The following is a 15,354-nucleotide window of genomic DNA, read 5'->3' as shown; positions in this document are numbered from 1 at the left end:
TATGTTACCCCTTCTTCCTCCTGGCGCTGGGGACTTCCCCATCGTCATTCATGTATGCTTCCATATAGCTTCGCAGCTTCTGAATGGCCCGGGTGTGAATCTGGGAGATCCGGGGCTCGCTGAGCTCCATCACTTGGGCAATCTCCTTCAGATGCAGGTTTTTCTCATAGTAGAGGGAGAGGACGATCTGCTCGTTCTTCCGCAGCGTGGCAATCCCCGCCGCCAGGGCCCGCTGCATCTCCCGCTCCTGGAGCGCCGTCTCCGGCTGGCTCTGGCTGTCGCTGGAGGGGATCTCCAGCTGGTAGCCGTCCTCCCGGGTGTCCATCAGCATATCCAGGGAGAGGATATTGCTCAGCGCCACGTTGGCGGCGTCCTTCTGGTACCGCTCCGGCGTCACCCCCAGCCGCTCGGCCATCTCCCCCTCCGTGGGGTAGCGCCCCAGCTCCGAGGAGAGCTCCGCTGCAGCTATGTCGATCTCCCGGGCCCGCTGGCGGACGTTTCGCGGCATCCAGTCCTGCTTTCGGGCCAGGTCGATGACCATGCCCCGAATGCGCTTGGAGACATAGGTCTCAAACTTGACCCCCTTGTCGGGGTCATATTTGTCAATGGCCCACAGCAGCGTCAAAATGCCCTCGTTGATGATGTCGTCAATCTGGGCAAAGCTGCTGTAAACCCCTCGAATCTGCATGGCGGCGTTCTTAATCAGTCCCTCGTACCGCAGAACCAGGGGCCATTTCAGCTCCTCGTTGCCGGTCTCCTTGTAGAGGCGCAGCAGATCCTGGGTCTCCATGGCCTCGATCTCCCGCTCGGTATACTGCCTGACGGCCGCGGCCTCGCTCATGTTCCCACCGCCCTTCTGTCCCGGGCGGGGGCGTCCAGCGTGATGTTGCCCAGGGCCTGGATCTGCACGTTGCTGGTGATCTCATTGAAGGAGAGCACATAGACGTTGGGATAGAACTGGGTAATCATCTTGCTGAAATACCCGCGGATCACCTGGCTCACCAGAATGATGGGAGTCTGGGAGAGGTCGCTGAACTTGTGCATCTGCTCCGCCAGCTGTCCCACAATCTGCTGCATGAGGTCCGGCCCCATAGCCAGATACACGCCCTGCTCGTTTCGGGTCAGGGAGGCAATGATCTTCTTCTCCACCTCCGCGTCCAGGGTGACCACCCGGAGCTGTCCGTCCTCGCAGAAGCGGCGGGTGATGGTGCGGGCCAGGGCGCCGCGGACCTGCTCCGTGGCGGCGTCGATGTCCCGCCCCTGGGAAAGACTGTCCACCAGGGTCTCCAGGATGATGCCCAGGTCCTTGATGGGCACGCCCTCCCGCAGGAGGTTCCGCAAAACCTTTTCCAGCGTGGCGTAGGTAACGACGTTGGGGATGGCCTCCTCCACCAGGTCCGGCTCCGTGCGCTTCAGGTTCTCCACCAACTGCATGGTCTCCGCCCGGTTCAAAAGCTCGTGGGCATACTTGCGGATGGTCTCCGACAGGTGGGTCAGCATGACGGACAGGGGATCGATAACGTTGTAGCCGTAGATCTCCGCCATCTCCTTGTTCTCCGGCAGAATCCACCGGGAGGGGATGCCGTAAGCGGGCTCGATGGTCTCGATGCCGTCCACCTCCCCCAGGGGATTGGCCGGCTCCAGGGCCAGATAATAGTCCACCAGGATTTCGCCCCGGGCAACCTCCTCGCCCCGAATCCGGATGACGTACTGGTTTGTCCCCAGGGACGAGGCGTCATGGAGGCGGATGGAGGGGAACACAAAGCCCATGTCCTGGGCGTACTGCCGCCGGAAGATGACAATGCGGCTGATGAGCTTGCCGCCGTGGCTCTCGTCCACCATAGGGATCAGGCTGTAGCCGAACTCCATCTCCACGGGCTCCACGGACAGCAGGGAGTAGACATTGTTGATGTCCTTGTAGTAATCGGTCTCGCTGGGCGCCGCGGCCTCCGGCTGGACCTCCGCGCTTTGGGCGGCGGCCTCCTCGGCGATCCGCTCCTGCTCCATGCGGCGGCTGATGAACACGCCGCCGCCCACCAGTACGCCGCCGCCCATAGCCAGAGCCAGATGGGGCGTATTGGGAATCACCGCCAAAAACCACAAAATAATGCCGGTGGTTATAATGGCTCTGGGCTGGGCCTTGAACTGCTTGATGACATCCTTGTTCAGGCTGCCCTCGGACACCGACCGGGTGACGATCATGCCGGTGGCGGTGGAGATCATCAGCGCCGGCAGCTGTGATACCAGACCGTCGCCGATGGTGACGATTGAATAGCGGGTCAGAGCGCTGGCAAACTCGCCGTGGTTGATGAGGATCTCAATAATCACGCCGCCCAGGAAGTTGATCATGGTGATCAGCAGCGACATGATGGCATCGCCCTTGACGATCTTGGTGGCGCCGTCCATAGCGCCGTAGAAGTCGGCCTCCTTCTGGATCTTATGGCGCCGCTCCCGGGCGTCCTGCTCGTTGATGAGGCCGGAGCTGAGGTCGGCGTCAATAGCCATCTGCTTGCCGGGCATGGCGTCCAGGGTAAAGCGGGCGGCCACCTCGGCCACGCGCTCGGCGCCCTTGGTAATGACGATGAACTGCACCAGCACGATGATCAGAAAGATGACCACGCCGATGACGATATTGCCGCCGGTGATCAGGTTACCGAAATTCTGAATGACCTCGCCGGCATAACCCTGACGGAGAATCTGCCGGGTGGTGGACACGTTCAGTCCCAATCGGAACAGCGTGGTAACCAGCAGCAGGGACGGGAAGATGGAAAACTCCAGCGCGTCCGAAATGTTCATAGTGATCATGAGGATCATGATCGAAAGGCCGATGTTGATAATCAGCAGAAAGTCCAGCAGCTGGGTCGGCAGCGGGATGATCAAAAACAAAACGATGACCACGACACCGAGGGATATTGCATTGTTCAGTACCCGCTTCACGCGCCGGTCACCTCCCGCTCCGTAGGTTCCTTTCCGCCGCCGGACCGGGCCTCATGCCCGGCCTCTCCGCCCTGCGGCGCAGCGGCCCCGTTATTTTACCAGTCGTTTATCTTTATTCAGCCGGAAGATGTAGACCAGCACCTCCGCCACCGGGCCATAGAGCTCGGGGGGGATCTCCTGATCCAGCTCCGTGGAGGCGTAGAGGGAACGGGCCAGCGGCACGTTCTCGATCACCGCCACCTTATGCTCTTCCGCAACCTTCACAATTCGCAGCGCCAGCTCATCCTGGCCCTTGGCCAGAACGATGGGGGCGGCATCCTGCTCCGGTTTGTACCGCAGCGCCACCGCGAAGTGGGTGGGGTTTCGGATAACCACATCGGCAGAGGGCACCTGCTGCATCATGCGCCGCTGGGCCCGCTCCCGCTGGATCTGCTTGATCTTTCCCTTTACCTGGGGATCGCCTTCCGTCTGCTTATACTCTTCTTTAATCTCCTGCTTGCTCATTTTCAGCTGCCGCTCGTAGTCCCACCACTGGTACATGAAATCCAGTGCAGCCACGGCGATGAAGGCGACGGCGATTCGAATCACCATGCTCTTCGCGCTGTCAAAGAGGTGGCCGCAGGCCGCAGGCAAGTCCGTATAGAGATACTTATAGCTCTCCAGGACCATGTCCTCCAGACTGATGTAGATAATTACCAGCAGCAAGATGATTTTGATAATCCCCTTCAAAGCGTCGATCACACTTTTCAGGGAAAACAGCCGCTTAAGCCCCTGCAGGGGATTGATCCGGCTGAATTTGGGCCGCAGCAGCTCGCCACTGACCAAAAGCCTCGTCTGGGCAAAGGTGGCCGCGACGGCACAGACGGCTGTGACCAGGAGCAGCGGCAGCACGGTTCTTACCAGCAGCAAAATTCCCTGGTACTCCAATTCCGCCACCTGATCTCCCACAGGGAGACCCGCGCCGCAGGCCTCAAGGCACGCGGTCATAAAAGCGGATACCTGCCGAATAATATTTCCGGCCATCAGCCACAGCGCGGCGCAGGAGCCCAGCAGCGTCGTAACCGCCACTGCGTCCTGACTGAGGAAGACGTTGCCTTTCTTTCGCTCGTCCCGTCGTTTTTTAGGTGTCGCCTTTTCGGTCTTGGAACCTTCGGCCAACGCTCATCCCCCCTTGGGCCTGTCGTCAATTCCCGCGGCCTTCCTAAAGGAGGCCCAGCAGAGTGTGCATGCTGTCCAGCATAGTACGCTCCGCCTCTATCAGAAATTCGCTGAAAGGCGCCATCAGCAGCAAAAGCAATGCCAAACCGATTAACACTTTCAGCTCGATATTGATGGAAAACACGTTGATCTGGGGAATCACCTTCATCAAAACGCCCATACCCAGCTGCCCGATCAGCTCCGCCGCCAGAATAGGCATACAAAGCTTTACCGCCAGCAGGGTGCATTCCATAAAGAGCTCCAGCAGGGCGTTAACCGCGTCCGTTCCAAACGTGACGGCGCCGAAGGGCACAACCTCATGGGACGTCAGCATCAGCCGCAGCAGGGTGTGATGACCGCCTGCGGTAAAAAACAGCAGCGTCATCAAGGTGTTGAGCAGTATGCTGGTCACCGACAGGTTTGCCTGCGCGCTGGCGTCGTAGACTTGGTTCATGGTCATGCCCATCTGGGTGTCAATGGCATGCCCTGCCAGCTGAGGGATATAGAAGAAAAAGTTCATCACCAGTCCCAGCAGATACCCCAGCGCCAGCTCCAGCAGAATACGAAACGCCATCTCGATCAGACTGGCGGGAACGCGCACAGTGTCTGGCGCCGCAAAGGAGATCACAAACACCGACAGCACCAGCACAAAACCGCTGCGAAAGATCCCGGGGATATTCCGCCGTCCCAAAACGGGATTGAAGAGCACAAAACCGCTGATACGGACCGTGATATATATAAAGAGCGTGAGCTCAGCCCAATCAATCATATCCCATCTCCGTCAGGAGGCAATCAGGGCGAAGAGCTCCCTGGTATACTCCTGCAGGGATTCCAGCATCCAGCCGCCGCCGATCAGGAGGACGGAGACAATGACCACTACCTTGAGAATGAAACCGATGGTCTGCTCATGAATCTGGGTCACGGCCTGAAAGATGGCCACTACGACGCCCACCAGCATACTCAGCACCAGCATGGGGCCGCCCAGCTTGATGACCAGGCCCACAGCGTCCCGCATCAGATCCGACACAGCAGCCGTATCTATCATCTCTCAGACCTCCCTCCGCTAGCGGAATCCCTGTACCAGGTTGGAAAACAGAAGCTCCCAGCCGTTCAGGGTCACAAACAGCAGCAGCTTGAACGGCGCGGAGATCATGGACGGCGGCAGCATAATCATACCCATGGACATCAGCGTACAGGAAACCACGATGTCGATCAGCATGAAGGGGATATACAGCAGCAGTCCGATGGTAAAGGCCCGCTGGAGCTCCGTGGTCATAAACGAGGGGATGATGATCCGCATAGGCAGCTCCATAGCGGCCGGATCACTGATATCCGGCATATCCACATGGGCCAGGTCACAGAACATCCGCATGGTGTTCTCCCGGGTGTTGCGGAGCATGAACTCTTTCAGCGGCACAGAGGCCAGCTCCAAAAACTCCTCCTGGCTGATTTCCTCCGCCACATAGGGGTCGTAGGCCTCGGTCTTGATTTGGGAAAGGGTGGGCGCCATGGTAAAATAGGTCAGGATCAGCGCCAGTCCCACCAGCACCATGTTGGGCGGTGTCTGCTGGGTGCCCATGGCCGTGCGCAAAAAGGAAAAGGAGATGATATACCGGGCAAAGGAGGTCGTCATCACCAGAAGCGATGGCAAAAGCGTAATCATGGTGGTCAGGAACAAAATTTCCAGCACCTGCACGCTGTCGCCGTTGATACTAATCAAGCCCTCTGGCAGCAATTTCCTCACCTCCGCCCTTTCTGGCGCAAAACCGTGTCCAGCGCCTCGCGGAAGCTGGGCGTCTCTCTCTTTTCCGCTGTTCCGGCCTGCTCCTGCCAAAGGGCGGCCTCCTCCGCTGTGAACTCCGCCAGCATGGAGATCTCCGTGGCGGTAACACCCAGGAGGAAGAACCGACCTCCCGCCTGCGTCACAATCAGCTTTTGATCCCGTCCCAGGGGCAGCTGGGCCAGAACTTTCAGACCCCCGCCCGCCTTCAACGGGCCAAAGGCGCCCAGCCCCCCCCGGCCGGCCACATATTTGGTAAACCAGTAGGCCAGGCCAATGATTACAATGACGCTGACAATCATCCACAGGAGGGAGAAGAAGGGATTCCCTCCCAGCATTTCAGGCTCCTCCCCCAGCATTTCAATCAGGGCTCGCCCAGGATGTTGGTCACGGTTTTCAGCACCCGGTCAGGCTTAAAGGGCTTGACGATGAAATCCTTGGCGCCGGAGCGGACCGCGTCCATGACCATGCTCTCCTGGCCCATGGCGGAGCACATGACCACATTGGCGCCGCCGTCCTTAGCGCGGATGGCTTTGAGGGCCTCCAGGCCGTCCATGTTGGGCATAGTGATGTCCATAATCACCAGATCGGGGCCGATCTCACCGAATTTCTCCACCGCGTCCGCGCCGTCCACAGCCTCGAACAGTTCGGTATACCCGTTCTTGCTCAGGGTATCCTTGATCATCTTCCGCATGAATGCGGCATCGTCGACCAGCAAAATCTTCTTAGCCATTGTCGTATCCATCCTTTTCAATCTTAGTAATTTGCATATTTCGTTTGATTATCCCTGCATTCGTGTCCTATTTCTTCTTGGGAAGCTCGAAACCAGGGTTCTGCACAATCTCTGTGACCCGAACGCCGAAATTATCGTCGATGACCACCACGTCGCCCCGGGCAATGCACTTGCCGTTGACAAACAGGTCCACCTGATCGCCGGCCAGCTTATCCAGCACCACCAGGGAGCCCTTGGAGAAGGCCAGGATCTCCTGCACCTTCCGCTGGGTGCGGCCAATTTCCACCGACACCTGCAAAGGCACCTCCATAATGAGGTCCAGATTCTGAGCCTGTTCCTTGCCAAGAACCTCCGTCACGTCCATCTCCTCCATAGGCATCGGCCTGGTGTTGATGACCTTCGGGTCCGGCTGCTTCGGCACGGCGGCCGGTGCGGGGGCGTTGTTGGCCATAGCCGTTGTCATAGCTGTCATCATAGCCGCCATCATGCTCCCCAGATCCGCCGCCGTCGCGGGCTGGGCCGCCGCGGCAGCGGGCTGAGGCGCTGGAGCAGCTTGAGGCGCAGGAGCGGGCTGAGGCGCAGGGGAGGGTGCGGCGGCTCCGCCGCCTGACAGCATCCGCTCGATCTCCTCCTGGCTCATCATATGGCTGCCGCCGCCGGAGGGCTCCGGCGCAGGGGGCGGTGCGGATTCTCCGCCGCCTGACAGCATCCGCTCGATCTCCTCCTGGCTCATCATACGGCTGCCGCCGCCGGAGGGCTCCGGCGCGGGGGCCGATGCGGATTCTCCGCCGCCTGACAGCATCCGCTCGATCTCCTCCTGGCTCATCATATGGCTGCCGCCGGAGGGTTCCGGCGCTGGGGCCGGAGCGGGGGCCGGAGCCGGCGCTGGGGCCGCCTCCTCTTCTCCGTCGTCACTCAGGCCAAGTCCTTTCAGCAGCTCCTTGGCCAGCTTGACGGTGATGACATTCATAAACTCGCTCTCCAGCGCGTCCTCGATCTTCAAGGCGAACCGCACCACCACCAGGGTGTCCTCCCCCTTGGGCAGGTGGTTTTCCTTAAAGGCCTGGAGATCCTCCAGCTCAAAGGGCTTGGGGGTGGAAATGTCCACCGGGAAGCCCAGAAAATCGCTCATAGCCGTGGCGGCCGCGCCCATCATCTGGTTCATGACCTCGCACACGGCACTGATGGTCAGATCATTGAGCTCGAACTCCTCGTCCGGCGTCTCCGAGCCCATCAGGATGTCAACAATGACCTTGATGTCCCGGCGGCGCAGGAGCATGATGTTGCTTCCCTCCAGGCCCTCCACATATTTGATCTCAACGCCCATGGCGGGCTCCAGGTTGCCGATGGTAAACTCTTCCGTGGGTACCACCGTCACCTTGGGCGTGGTGATGTCAACCCGGTGGTCCAGCAAATTGGAAACCGCTGTCGCAGAGGAGCCGAGGCTGATATTCATCATCTCGCCGAGGGCGTCAATATCCATCGGACTGAATAACTGTTTCTCCATACCGTCTATTCGCTCCTTTGCTCGGCCTGATAGCATACGTCATCTATCTTCACAGCCATATTTTTCTTATGGGTCCCCATGCGGCCCGTAAACCAGTGGTAGCCACCGATCTCCAGATAAATGGGGGAGTCCTTGGAGTACCCCAGATCGATGACGTCGCCCACATTCAAATGGTAAATATCGCTGAGAAACAGCTGTGTATCCGCCATTTCCGCCACGATCTCCAAACTGGAGTCCTGCAAACTGTCAAAGATTTCGTCCGACTTATCCTCAACCGCCACTTTCCGCACGGGGTTCTCCCGGCTGATCTCCGCGAAAACGGCCATCAGCATATCCCCCGGGAAACAGATGCTCATGCGGCCCGAAAGATTGGTGAACTGCATCTTCAAATCCACAATCACCACGGTTTCATCCACGCCCAGCAGCTGGCTCAGCGTGGGGTTTGCATCCGTGTGGTTATAGGTAAATCGAATGGGAACGTAGTTTTCCCAGCTGACGCCCAAAACGGAGATGATGTCCTGCACCAGATCCTCGTACAGCCTGAGCTCCAGCTCCGTGTAGCTGTACTCCGAGTCCAGGTCGTCGTCCACCGCGCCCTCGCCGCCCATCAGGCGGTCCATCATGCTCAGGGCCGTGGCGGTGGAGAGGTAAAACATCACCGGCTGCTCCTGCGGGGCTTCCTTGATGTCCACATCCGCCAGCGCCAGCACGTCTCCCTCAGTCAGCGCGTTGGAGAACTCGTAGTAGTGCTGTTCCTCCACACTCTCCACCGTAATCTCGCAGCTCGCCCGGAGACGGGCGTTCAGGCGGGAGCCGATTACCCGGGAGTAGTTCTCAAAGATGCCGTTCAACATCTTGATCCGGTCCTTGGTAAACTTCCGCGGACTGGCAAAGTCGTATTTTGCGTATTTTTTCTCCTGCTCAGCGGGCGACTTCTCCAAATCCTTCTCGCCGCTGCGGACAGAATTCAGCAAAGCGTCTATTTGAGCTTGTGATAATACATCTGCCATAAGTCCCCCTGCCTGTGCTGGTCTGTAAAACGCCGCGCACCGCCCTGGGGCGGCCCGGCTCCGTACAGACGGATTTACTGGGTCGTGTAGCTCGTTGTGTAATAGGTGGTGACGCCCTCGGCCTCCATCTGGAGGTCCCGGCCGCTGATAATCATCTCCACCCGGCGGTTCTGGGCCCGGCCCTCCGAGGTGTCGTTGGTGGCCACCGGCCGCCACTGGCCAATGCCCTCGCTGATGAGCTTCACCGGATCGATGACGTTCTTCTCCTGAATAAAAATCACCACATTGGTCGCCCGTTCGCTGGACAGTGTCCGGTCTCTTTGGACCGTGTTGGGTTCTCCGGGCGTGCCCTGGGCGGTATGGCCCAAGACACGCACCTCGCTTATGGACTCAGAGGCTGCGCCCAGCATCTCGCTGACCGCGTCCAGCACCGGCTCAGCCTCCGGCCTCAGATACGAGCTCTCACCGGAGAAAAACACTGTGTTGCCAAAGGATATATAGATCTTTCCTCCGTCCATGGCGGCGGTGATGGTGCTTTGCTGGTTGCTCTGCTGGATATAGCCCTGAATGGCCTGAAACAGCTCCTCAATGTCCTCGTCGATCTCCGCCTGCGCCTCCATGACGCCGCCTTCGTCGGCGTCGGCGCTGGGGCCTTCGCCGCCCGGGGTCTCCGTCATATTCTTGGCCGCCATGGGATTGAAGCTCATGACGATGGCCTGCCACTTGGATGAGTCAATGGTGGACATGGAGTAAAGCAGCACGAAGAAGCACAGTAGCAGCGTCACCATGTCGCCGTATGTATCCATCCAGTTGGCGCCGCCGCCTCCGCCGCTTTTTTTCTTTAGGGCCACTGCTTCTCACCTCTCCTCATGTCTGTCACTCTCCGCCGCCCTTGGTGTCGCCCATCTCACGCTCACGCTGAGCCATGTAGGTCAAAAGACGCTCTTTCAGGGCCTTGGGGTTCTCGCCGGCCTGAATGGCCATCACGCCCTCCACAATAATCTGCTTGCAGAGGACCTCCTCCTCGTCCCGGCCGCGCAGCAGCTGGGCCACAGGACCGAAGACCATGTGGGCCATGATACAGCCGTACAGCGTGGTAATCAGAGCGGTACCCATGGCGCCGCCCAGGTCGCCCGCGCCGCCTTCCACGTCCATGGACTTGAGCATGTTGATCAGGCCCACCAGCGTACCCACCATGCCGAAGGCCGGTGCCACGCTGGACGCCTTGTCGTACATGGCTGCCGCGTCCTCATGGCGGGCGTTCATGCACTCGATGTCGTTCTCCAGAATGGCCCGCACCTTATCCTGGTCGTTGGCGTCCACGATCAGCATGATGGCCTGCTTGAAAAACGGGTCCGTCTGCTCGTTGGCCTTCTCCTCCAGGGACAGCAGGCCGTTCTTACGGGCGATCTGCGCCAGCTCCACCAGCTGCTCGATGTAGTGCATGGGATCAAAGACCTTGGTTTTCAGGATGATCCCGAAGTGCTTTGGCATGGCCTTCAGCATGGAGCCGGGGAAGCTGGCTGCCACGATGAACAGCGTACACCCGATGACGATCAGAATACTGGCCGCGTCGAAGAAGTTCCACAGGTTGTCGATGTTGACCGAAAAGCTGAATTCCGGATACACCGTCAACGAGGTAATACAGCCGAATAGGAACACAGCCAAGGCGCCTACCAAACCAATGATATAGTTGATATTCATGTCATGGTACACCCTTTCGCCCGGGCGGTCAAGTCCGGGCCGCAAATTTTCTATCTATTCAACGCTTGTCCGTCACCGAGATCTCCCGGTGAATGTCCTGAACCTTGGCGTTGTAGACGGCGATTTTATCGATGATCTCCTCCACACTTTCGCGGACGAGGTAATAGTCGTGGTTCATCATGGTAATTTTGGACTCGGGGATACACTCGATGTGCTCGATCTGCAGGTGGTTGACCAGGAATTTCTCATGGTTCCTCTTTGTCAGAAGGATCATAGCATACCGTCCTTTCCGGCGTGTCCGCCGGGGCGCCTCACGCGCCCCGGCGGACCGCGCAGTCAAATCTCAGGTCTTGGGATTAGCGCTTCATGTTGACCAGTTCCTCCAGCATGGAGTCGGTCACGGTGATGATACGGGTGTTGGCCTGATAGCCGCGCTGGGTGGTGATAAGCTCGGAGATCTCAGTAGCCAGGTCCACGTTGGGGGCCTCCAGGAAGCCGGTCATCAGCGTGGTGCTGCCGGCGCTGTTGAGCTGGGACTCCTCCGGCAGGTCGTTCTCGCTGACCGGGTCGTTGGCGTTGCCCTGGTTCTCCGTCCGGTAGAGGCTCTGGATGCTGCCGTTGACGTAGTGCATGCCCACAACCTCTTTGCCCTGGGCGTCAATGGTGGTGATCTCCTTGGCCACGCCGCCCAGCATGGTAACGTTCAGGTCGCCGGCGCCGGCGCCTGCGGTATAGTAAGAGCTGCCGATGTGGCTGACGCCGTTGGGGTTGGTTACGCTGCCGATGGCGATATAGCCCAGCACGATCTCCTCTTTGGTGTCCTTGGTGGTGCCGGAGATGCAGCCCGTCTTCTCGTCGATGCTGATGCCGTCGATGGTGGCGGGGGGCAGGGGCTCCGTAGTGGCGGTGTCGCCGGTTCCCACCTTTTTCACGGCGTCCTGGAGCTTGATATTTGTGGTGGTGTTCGTTGTGCCGCCGCCGGTGCCGCCGCCAGTGCCGCCGGCGTTCTCGTTTTTATACTGGGGCCAGCGAATCACGTTGCGGTACTCCCAGTCCGTGCCCTCCACGCCGGCGGTAGCATCCGGCTTGCCGGTAGTGGCGTCCACCGCGACCTCTTCGCCGGTCTTGATATTCACCGGCACCTTCTCCATACGGGGCACCCGCAGGGGCACCAGCTGGTCGCTGATGATGGGCTCGCCGCTCGCGCTGACACCCACGCACAAAAAGCCGTAGACACACTGTCCGGTGCCGTCCACAAAGTAGCCGTTGGCATCCTGGTGGAAATCGCCCACGCGGCTGAGGTTCAGGCTCTTGAAGCTGGTGGGGTTGGTGGGGTCGATGATGTTGGCCACATCCTTGTCGCCCACCAGGAAGAATCCGTCGCCCACGATGGCGCAGTCCGTGGAGTTGCCGGGGTTGTAGGTGGCGGAGGTCATATCCAGGTCGATACTGGCCACCATGGAGCCGTAGCCCAGCTGGGAGGGGTTCTTGCCGCCCACCACCTGCGTGCCGTCGGAACCGCTGCGGTACATGCTGTACACGCTGTCCCGGAACACGGTGCGCTGGGTTTTATAGCCCTGGGTGTTGACGTTTGCCACATTGTTGCCGATGACGCTCAGCTTCTGCATATGCGCCTTCAGGCCTCCAATGGATGCGTACATTGATCCAGTCATAGGGAATAATTGTCTCCTTTCGATTTCTGGCGCCGTCCGCGCCCCGTCAGTCGGGCGGGGTGCAAAGGCCTCCGAAAAACCGGTCCTGCCCTCTGTAGAATTTACAGGAACACGGCGCCGTCAATGTTGGTAAATACGCTGTCTTTCATCTCGTCCTGGGTGATGGCCGTGATGACCTTGGCGTTGGGCACGTTGATGATGAATGCCTTCTCGGAATCCATGGCCAGGATATTCGTGGCGCCCTTGGCCTGAGCCCGCACCATGCTGCCCCGGATCTGGTCCATCAGGCTGGGGGTAATCTCGATGCCCCGCTCCTCAGCGCGGCTCATGGCGTGCTTGGAAAACGCCACCTCCGGGGCCGGGGCCGCCTTTTGCAGCTCCTGCTGGAGAAGGCCCTGGAAACCGGCTCCCTGCCGCGCCCTCTGGGCCGCCGCGGACACCGGCTGCTGGACTTGTCTTGATACCCGTTCGATCATCTCGCATTACACCCCCCGATCGTTGGGTGTGCCGTTCTCGCCGCTGTACTCCGGGTCGCTCCCGTCGGGCTGCTGGGTTTCATCCGGCGGCTGGGTCTCGCCGGGGTTCTCGATCTCGTCCGGCTCCTCTGTTTCATCGGGCTTCTCGGTCCCGTCCGGCTTCTCCGTCCCATCGGGCTTTTCGGTCTCTCCGGGCTTCTCCGTGTCCTCAACCTTGTCGTCGCCCTCCTCCTTCTTGGGAGGCAGCTTGCCCACGGCCAGAATCTCGCTCATCTGGTAGTACTCGTCGTTCACAAAGATCACCTGGTTGCCGTTCATGGTGCCGGTGCCGGTGACGGTGCCGTAGATCTCCTGGAGGTTGCCCTCAGAGTCGAACTTGCCGACGGTAACGTCCTTGCCCACCAGAGATGCCGCGTAGCTCATGACGGAGGCGTCGGTCAGCGTGGCGATGGTCTCCACCATCTGCATCTGGATCATCTGATTCAGCATGTCGGAGGTATCCACCGTCTCGTCAATGCCCTGGTTGGTGAGCTGGGTAATCATCAGCTGGATAAAGTCGGTCATATCCAAATCCAGGTTGGAACCCTTCTTCTGGATATTGAGGTTTTTGTTGGCTACTTGGCTGCTGCCATAGATGCTGCCAAGATCGCTTGATGAAAAATCTGCCATTGTCTCACTTCCTTTCTGGTGTGTCTCATTCCCCGTCCCCGGGGATCAATCCCAGCCGCAGCTGGTGGAGGAAGTCCTCTCCGCCCTGCCGCTCCTGGCGGTGCTCCTGCTGCTGCTGGCGTTCCTGGCGCTCGCGGCCCTGCTGGCCGTCGTAGAAGTTCTGCTGCTGGCTCTCCTGCTGGCGGGGAACCTCCACCTGCACCTCCTGCCGCGCATCTCTGCCCAGCATGGCCATCAGGTTGTCGGCGCTCCGCTCCAAAAGGCCGCGGGTCTGACTGTTCTCGGCGTGAAGGGCCACATGCAGCGTCCCGTCCTCCCGGATGGTCACTTCCACAGTCACCTTGCCCAGGCTGTCAGGGGCCAGCTGAATCTCCACACGGGTATCTCCGGCCTTCAGCGCCTCGGCCAGCTTAGGGCCGATCTGGTCCTCCACAGGGGTCTCCAGGGTCTCCTCCGTCGCGGAGGCCTCGCCCACCTTCACGGGGATCTCCCGCACGTCCTGGAACACCGGGGTCTCCGCCATTCCCTCCTCGGGGGTATCCTGGGTATCGCTCTCCTGTTCGGTTCCGCTGGCCTCACCGGTAGTCACCTTGACCTCCAGCTCCGCGCCGGTATCCTCCGCTGTCCGGGTCTCAACCTCCACGGGCTTCGCCTGCTCCTGGGGCAGCTGCTCCACAGCCGCCTCCGCGCCCTCCTCGGGCACGATCTCCGCCGCGTCAGCCGTCACGGGGGCTGTCACCGACGGGGCGTCCGCTGTCTCAACGACGATCTCCACATCGGATACCTCTGTCACCGCCGTCTCCTCCGGGGCCGTCACCTGCTCCACCGGAACCACCGGGTTCTGCATTACCGCCATAGCCGCCAGGGCCATCTGCTTTTCCAGCTCCTGGGGGTCCTCCGTCACGGCCGGGCCCTCCTGGGTCTGGTCCTGGGCAGCGGTCTCGGTCTTGGTCTCCGTCTTGCCGGAGGCCTGCTCCATCTGCTTCTGGAAGCCGTCCTTCTCCTGGGACTGGGCGGGCTGCTTTACCGCGGGGCGCTCCGCCGGAACCTGCGCCATATACAGCATGCTGTTGTATACCTGATCCATCTCTCTTTCACCTCCTTCCGAATACCATATCTATATTCCAAACGGCGGTTTTATGCGCCGTATTGGACCTTTCATCATAGGAGATCTGCCGGGACAATTCATCAGGCGTTGGCGGCGTTGACCCGCATGGTGCTGACGAACTCCTCGATAAAGGCCTCCTCGCTCTTGGCCTCCGCCTTGTGATAGGCGTCCAGCTTCTTCTCCCGCAGCTTCTCGATGGAGGAGGTGTCCTTCTTGGCCTCCACCACCTTTTCCCGCCGCTTCTCCTCTTCCGCCCGAAGCTCCTCCAGGCGCCGGGTCTCCCGCTGAATCTCCTGCTCGGCGGCCCGCAGGCCGTTTTGGTACATCAGCGCCTCGGTGAGAGGCAGACCCTCCTCCGCCCGCCGGCGGTACTCCGCGTTGTAATCCCGGTACTGTTTCCAGAGATTCTCCAGCAGCGCCTCCTGCTCCCGCACCGCCGCCAGAGCCAGGGCGTGCTCGCCCTGGAGCGCCTCCAGCACCTGCTGCTTGTAGGAGAGGACCGTGTCCAAAGAGAATTTGAACTTCTTCAAACGGTTTCAGCCTCTTTTCTCTTGTTTGGT

18 protein-coding genes are annotated in these 15,354 nt (G+C 59.9%); all 18 read right to left on the bottom strand.

The window, feature by feature from the left end; genetic code table 11:
• Window positions 1–4: 4 nt before the first annotated feature.
• Window positions 5–841, bottom strand: a complete 837-nt coding sequence (locus C816_RS12040; protein ID WP_016322666.1) for a sigma-70 family RNA polymerase sigma factor — start codon at window positions 839–841, stop codon at window positions 5–7.
• Window positions 838–2,937, bottom strand: a complete 2,100-nt coding sequence (flhA, locus tag C816_RS12035; RefSeq protein ID WP_016322665.1) for a flagellar biosynthesis protein FlhA — start codon at window positions 2,935–2,937, stop codon at window positions 838–840. Before flhA ends, C816_RS12040 begins: the two co-directional genes overlap by 4 nt.
• Before the next feature lie 90 nt (window positions 2,938–3,027).
• Window positions 3,028–4,095 (bottom strand): flagellar biosynthesis protein FlhB, encoded by a 1,068-nt coding sequence (flhB, locus tag C816_RS12030; RefSeq protein WP_016322664.1) that lies wholly within the window; start codon window positions 4,093–4,095, stop codon window positions 3,028–3,030.
• Window positions 4,096–4,138: 43 nt separating this feature from the next.
• Window positions 4,139–4,903 carry a flagellar biosynthetic protein FliR gene (locus C816_RS12025; protein WP_016322663.1) on the bottom strand — a complete coding sequence of 255 codons (765 nt, stop codon included), beginning with the start codon at window positions 4,901–4,903 and terminating at the stop codon, window positions 4,139–4,141.
• A gap of 12 nt (window positions 4,904–4,915) precedes the next feature.
• Window positions 4,916–5,179: a flagellar biosynthetic protein FliQ gene (locus tag C816_RS12020; protein ID WP_016322662.1), complete on the bottom strand. Its 264-nt coding sequence runs from the start codon at window positions 5,177–5,179 to the stop codon at window positions 4,916–4,918.
• Between the two features lie 18 nt (window positions 5,180–5,197).
• A complete protein-coding gene (gene fliP / locus C816_RS12015; RefSeq protein WP_371254372.1) occupies window positions 5,198–5,854 on the bottom strand; it encodes a flagellar type III secretion system pore protein FliP in 657 nt (218 codons plus the stop codon).
• Between the two features lie 20 nt (window positions 5,855–5,874).
• Window positions 5,875–6,252 carry a FliO/MopB family protein gene (locus tag C816_RS12010; protein WP_016322660.1) on the bottom strand — a complete coding sequence of 126 codons (378 nt, stop codon included), beginning with the start codon at window positions 6,250–6,252 and terminating at the stop codon, window positions 5,875–5,877.
• Window positions 6,253–6,278: 26 nt separating this feature from the next.
• Window positions 6,279–6,647, bottom strand: coding sequence for a response regulator (locus C816_RS12005; RefSeq protein WP_016322659.1), 369 nt, complete (start codon window positions 6,645–6,647; stop codon window positions 6,279–6,281).
• Between the two features lie 67 nt (window positions 6,648–6,714).
• Window positions 6,715–8,154, bottom strand: a complete 1,440-nt coding sequence (fliN, locus tag C816_RS12000) for a flagellar motor switch protein FliN (RefSeq protein ID WP_016322658.1) — start codon at window positions 8,152–8,154, stop codon at window positions 6,715–6,717.
• Between the two features lie 5 nt (window positions 8,155–8,159).
• On the bottom strand, window positions 8,160–9,164 hold the full coding sequence (locus C816_RS11995) for a flagellar motor switch protein FliM (protein ID WP_016322657.1): 1,005 nt from the start codon (window positions 9,162–9,164) through the stop codon (window positions 8,160–8,162).
• Window positions 9,165–9,238: 74 nt separating this feature from the next.
• Window positions 9,239–10,015, bottom strand: a complete 777-nt coding sequence (locus C816_RS11990; RefSeq protein ID WP_016322656.1) for a flagellar motor protein MotB — start codon at window positions 10,013–10,015, stop codon at window positions 9,239–9,241.
• A gap of 25 nt (window positions 10,016–10,040) precedes the next feature.
• A complete protein-coding gene (locus tag C816_RS11985; RefSeq protein ID WP_016322655.1) occupies window positions 10,041–10,868 on the bottom strand; it encodes a motility protein A in 828 nt (275 codons plus the stop codon).
• A 58-nt stretch (window positions 10,869–10,926) separates the two neighbouring features.
• Window positions 10,927–11,142, bottom strand: a complete 216-nt coding sequence (locus C816_RS11980; RefSeq protein ID WP_016322654.1) for a flagellar FlbD family protein — start codon at window positions 11,140–11,142, stop codon at window positions 10,927–10,929.
• A gap of 82 nt (window positions 11,143–11,224) precedes the next feature.
• Complete coding sequence (locus C816_RS11975) at window positions 11,225–12,541, bottom strand: flagellar hook-basal body complex protein (RefSeq protein ID WP_016322653.1); 1,317 nt, start codon at window positions 12,539–12,541, stop codon at window positions 11,225–11,227.
• Window positions 12,542–12,642: 101 nt separating this feature from the next.
• Window positions 12,643–13,017, bottom strand: coding sequence for a TIGR02530 family flagellar biosynthesis protein (locus C816_RS11970; RefSeq protein WP_016322652.1), 375 nt, complete (start codon window positions 13,015–13,017; stop codon window positions 12,643–12,645).
• A gap of 6 nt (window positions 13,018–13,023) precedes the next feature.
• Entirely contained in the window at window positions 13,024–13,686 is a 663-nt protein-coding gene (locus C816_RS21855; RefSeq protein ID WP_016322651.1) for a flagellar hook capping FlgD N-terminal domain-containing protein, read from the bottom strand.
• A 25-nt stretch (window positions 13,687–13,711) separates the two neighbouring features.
• Entirely contained in the window at window positions 13,712–14,773 is a 1,062-nt protein-coding gene (locus C816_RS11960; protein ID WP_016322650.1) for a flagellar hook-length control protein FliK, read from the bottom strand.
• A gap of 101 nt (window positions 14,774–14,874) precedes the next feature.
• Window positions 14,875–15,324 (bottom strand): flagellar export protein FliJ, encoded by a 450-nt coding sequence (fliJ, locus tag C816_RS11955; RefSeq protein WP_016322649.1) that lies wholly within the window; start codon window positions 15,322–15,324, stop codon window positions 14,875–14,877.
• Window positions 15,325–15,354 lie beyond the last annotated feature (30 nt).

Origin of the sequence: Oscillibacter sp. 1-3 (assembly GCF_000403435.2) — a bacterium.
Lineage (GTDB): Bacteria > Bacillota > Clostridia > Oscillospirales > Oscillospiraceae > Oscillibacter.
Note: the sequence above shows the minus strand (reverse complement) of the source record. Positions and strands in the feature narration are given on the sequence as shown.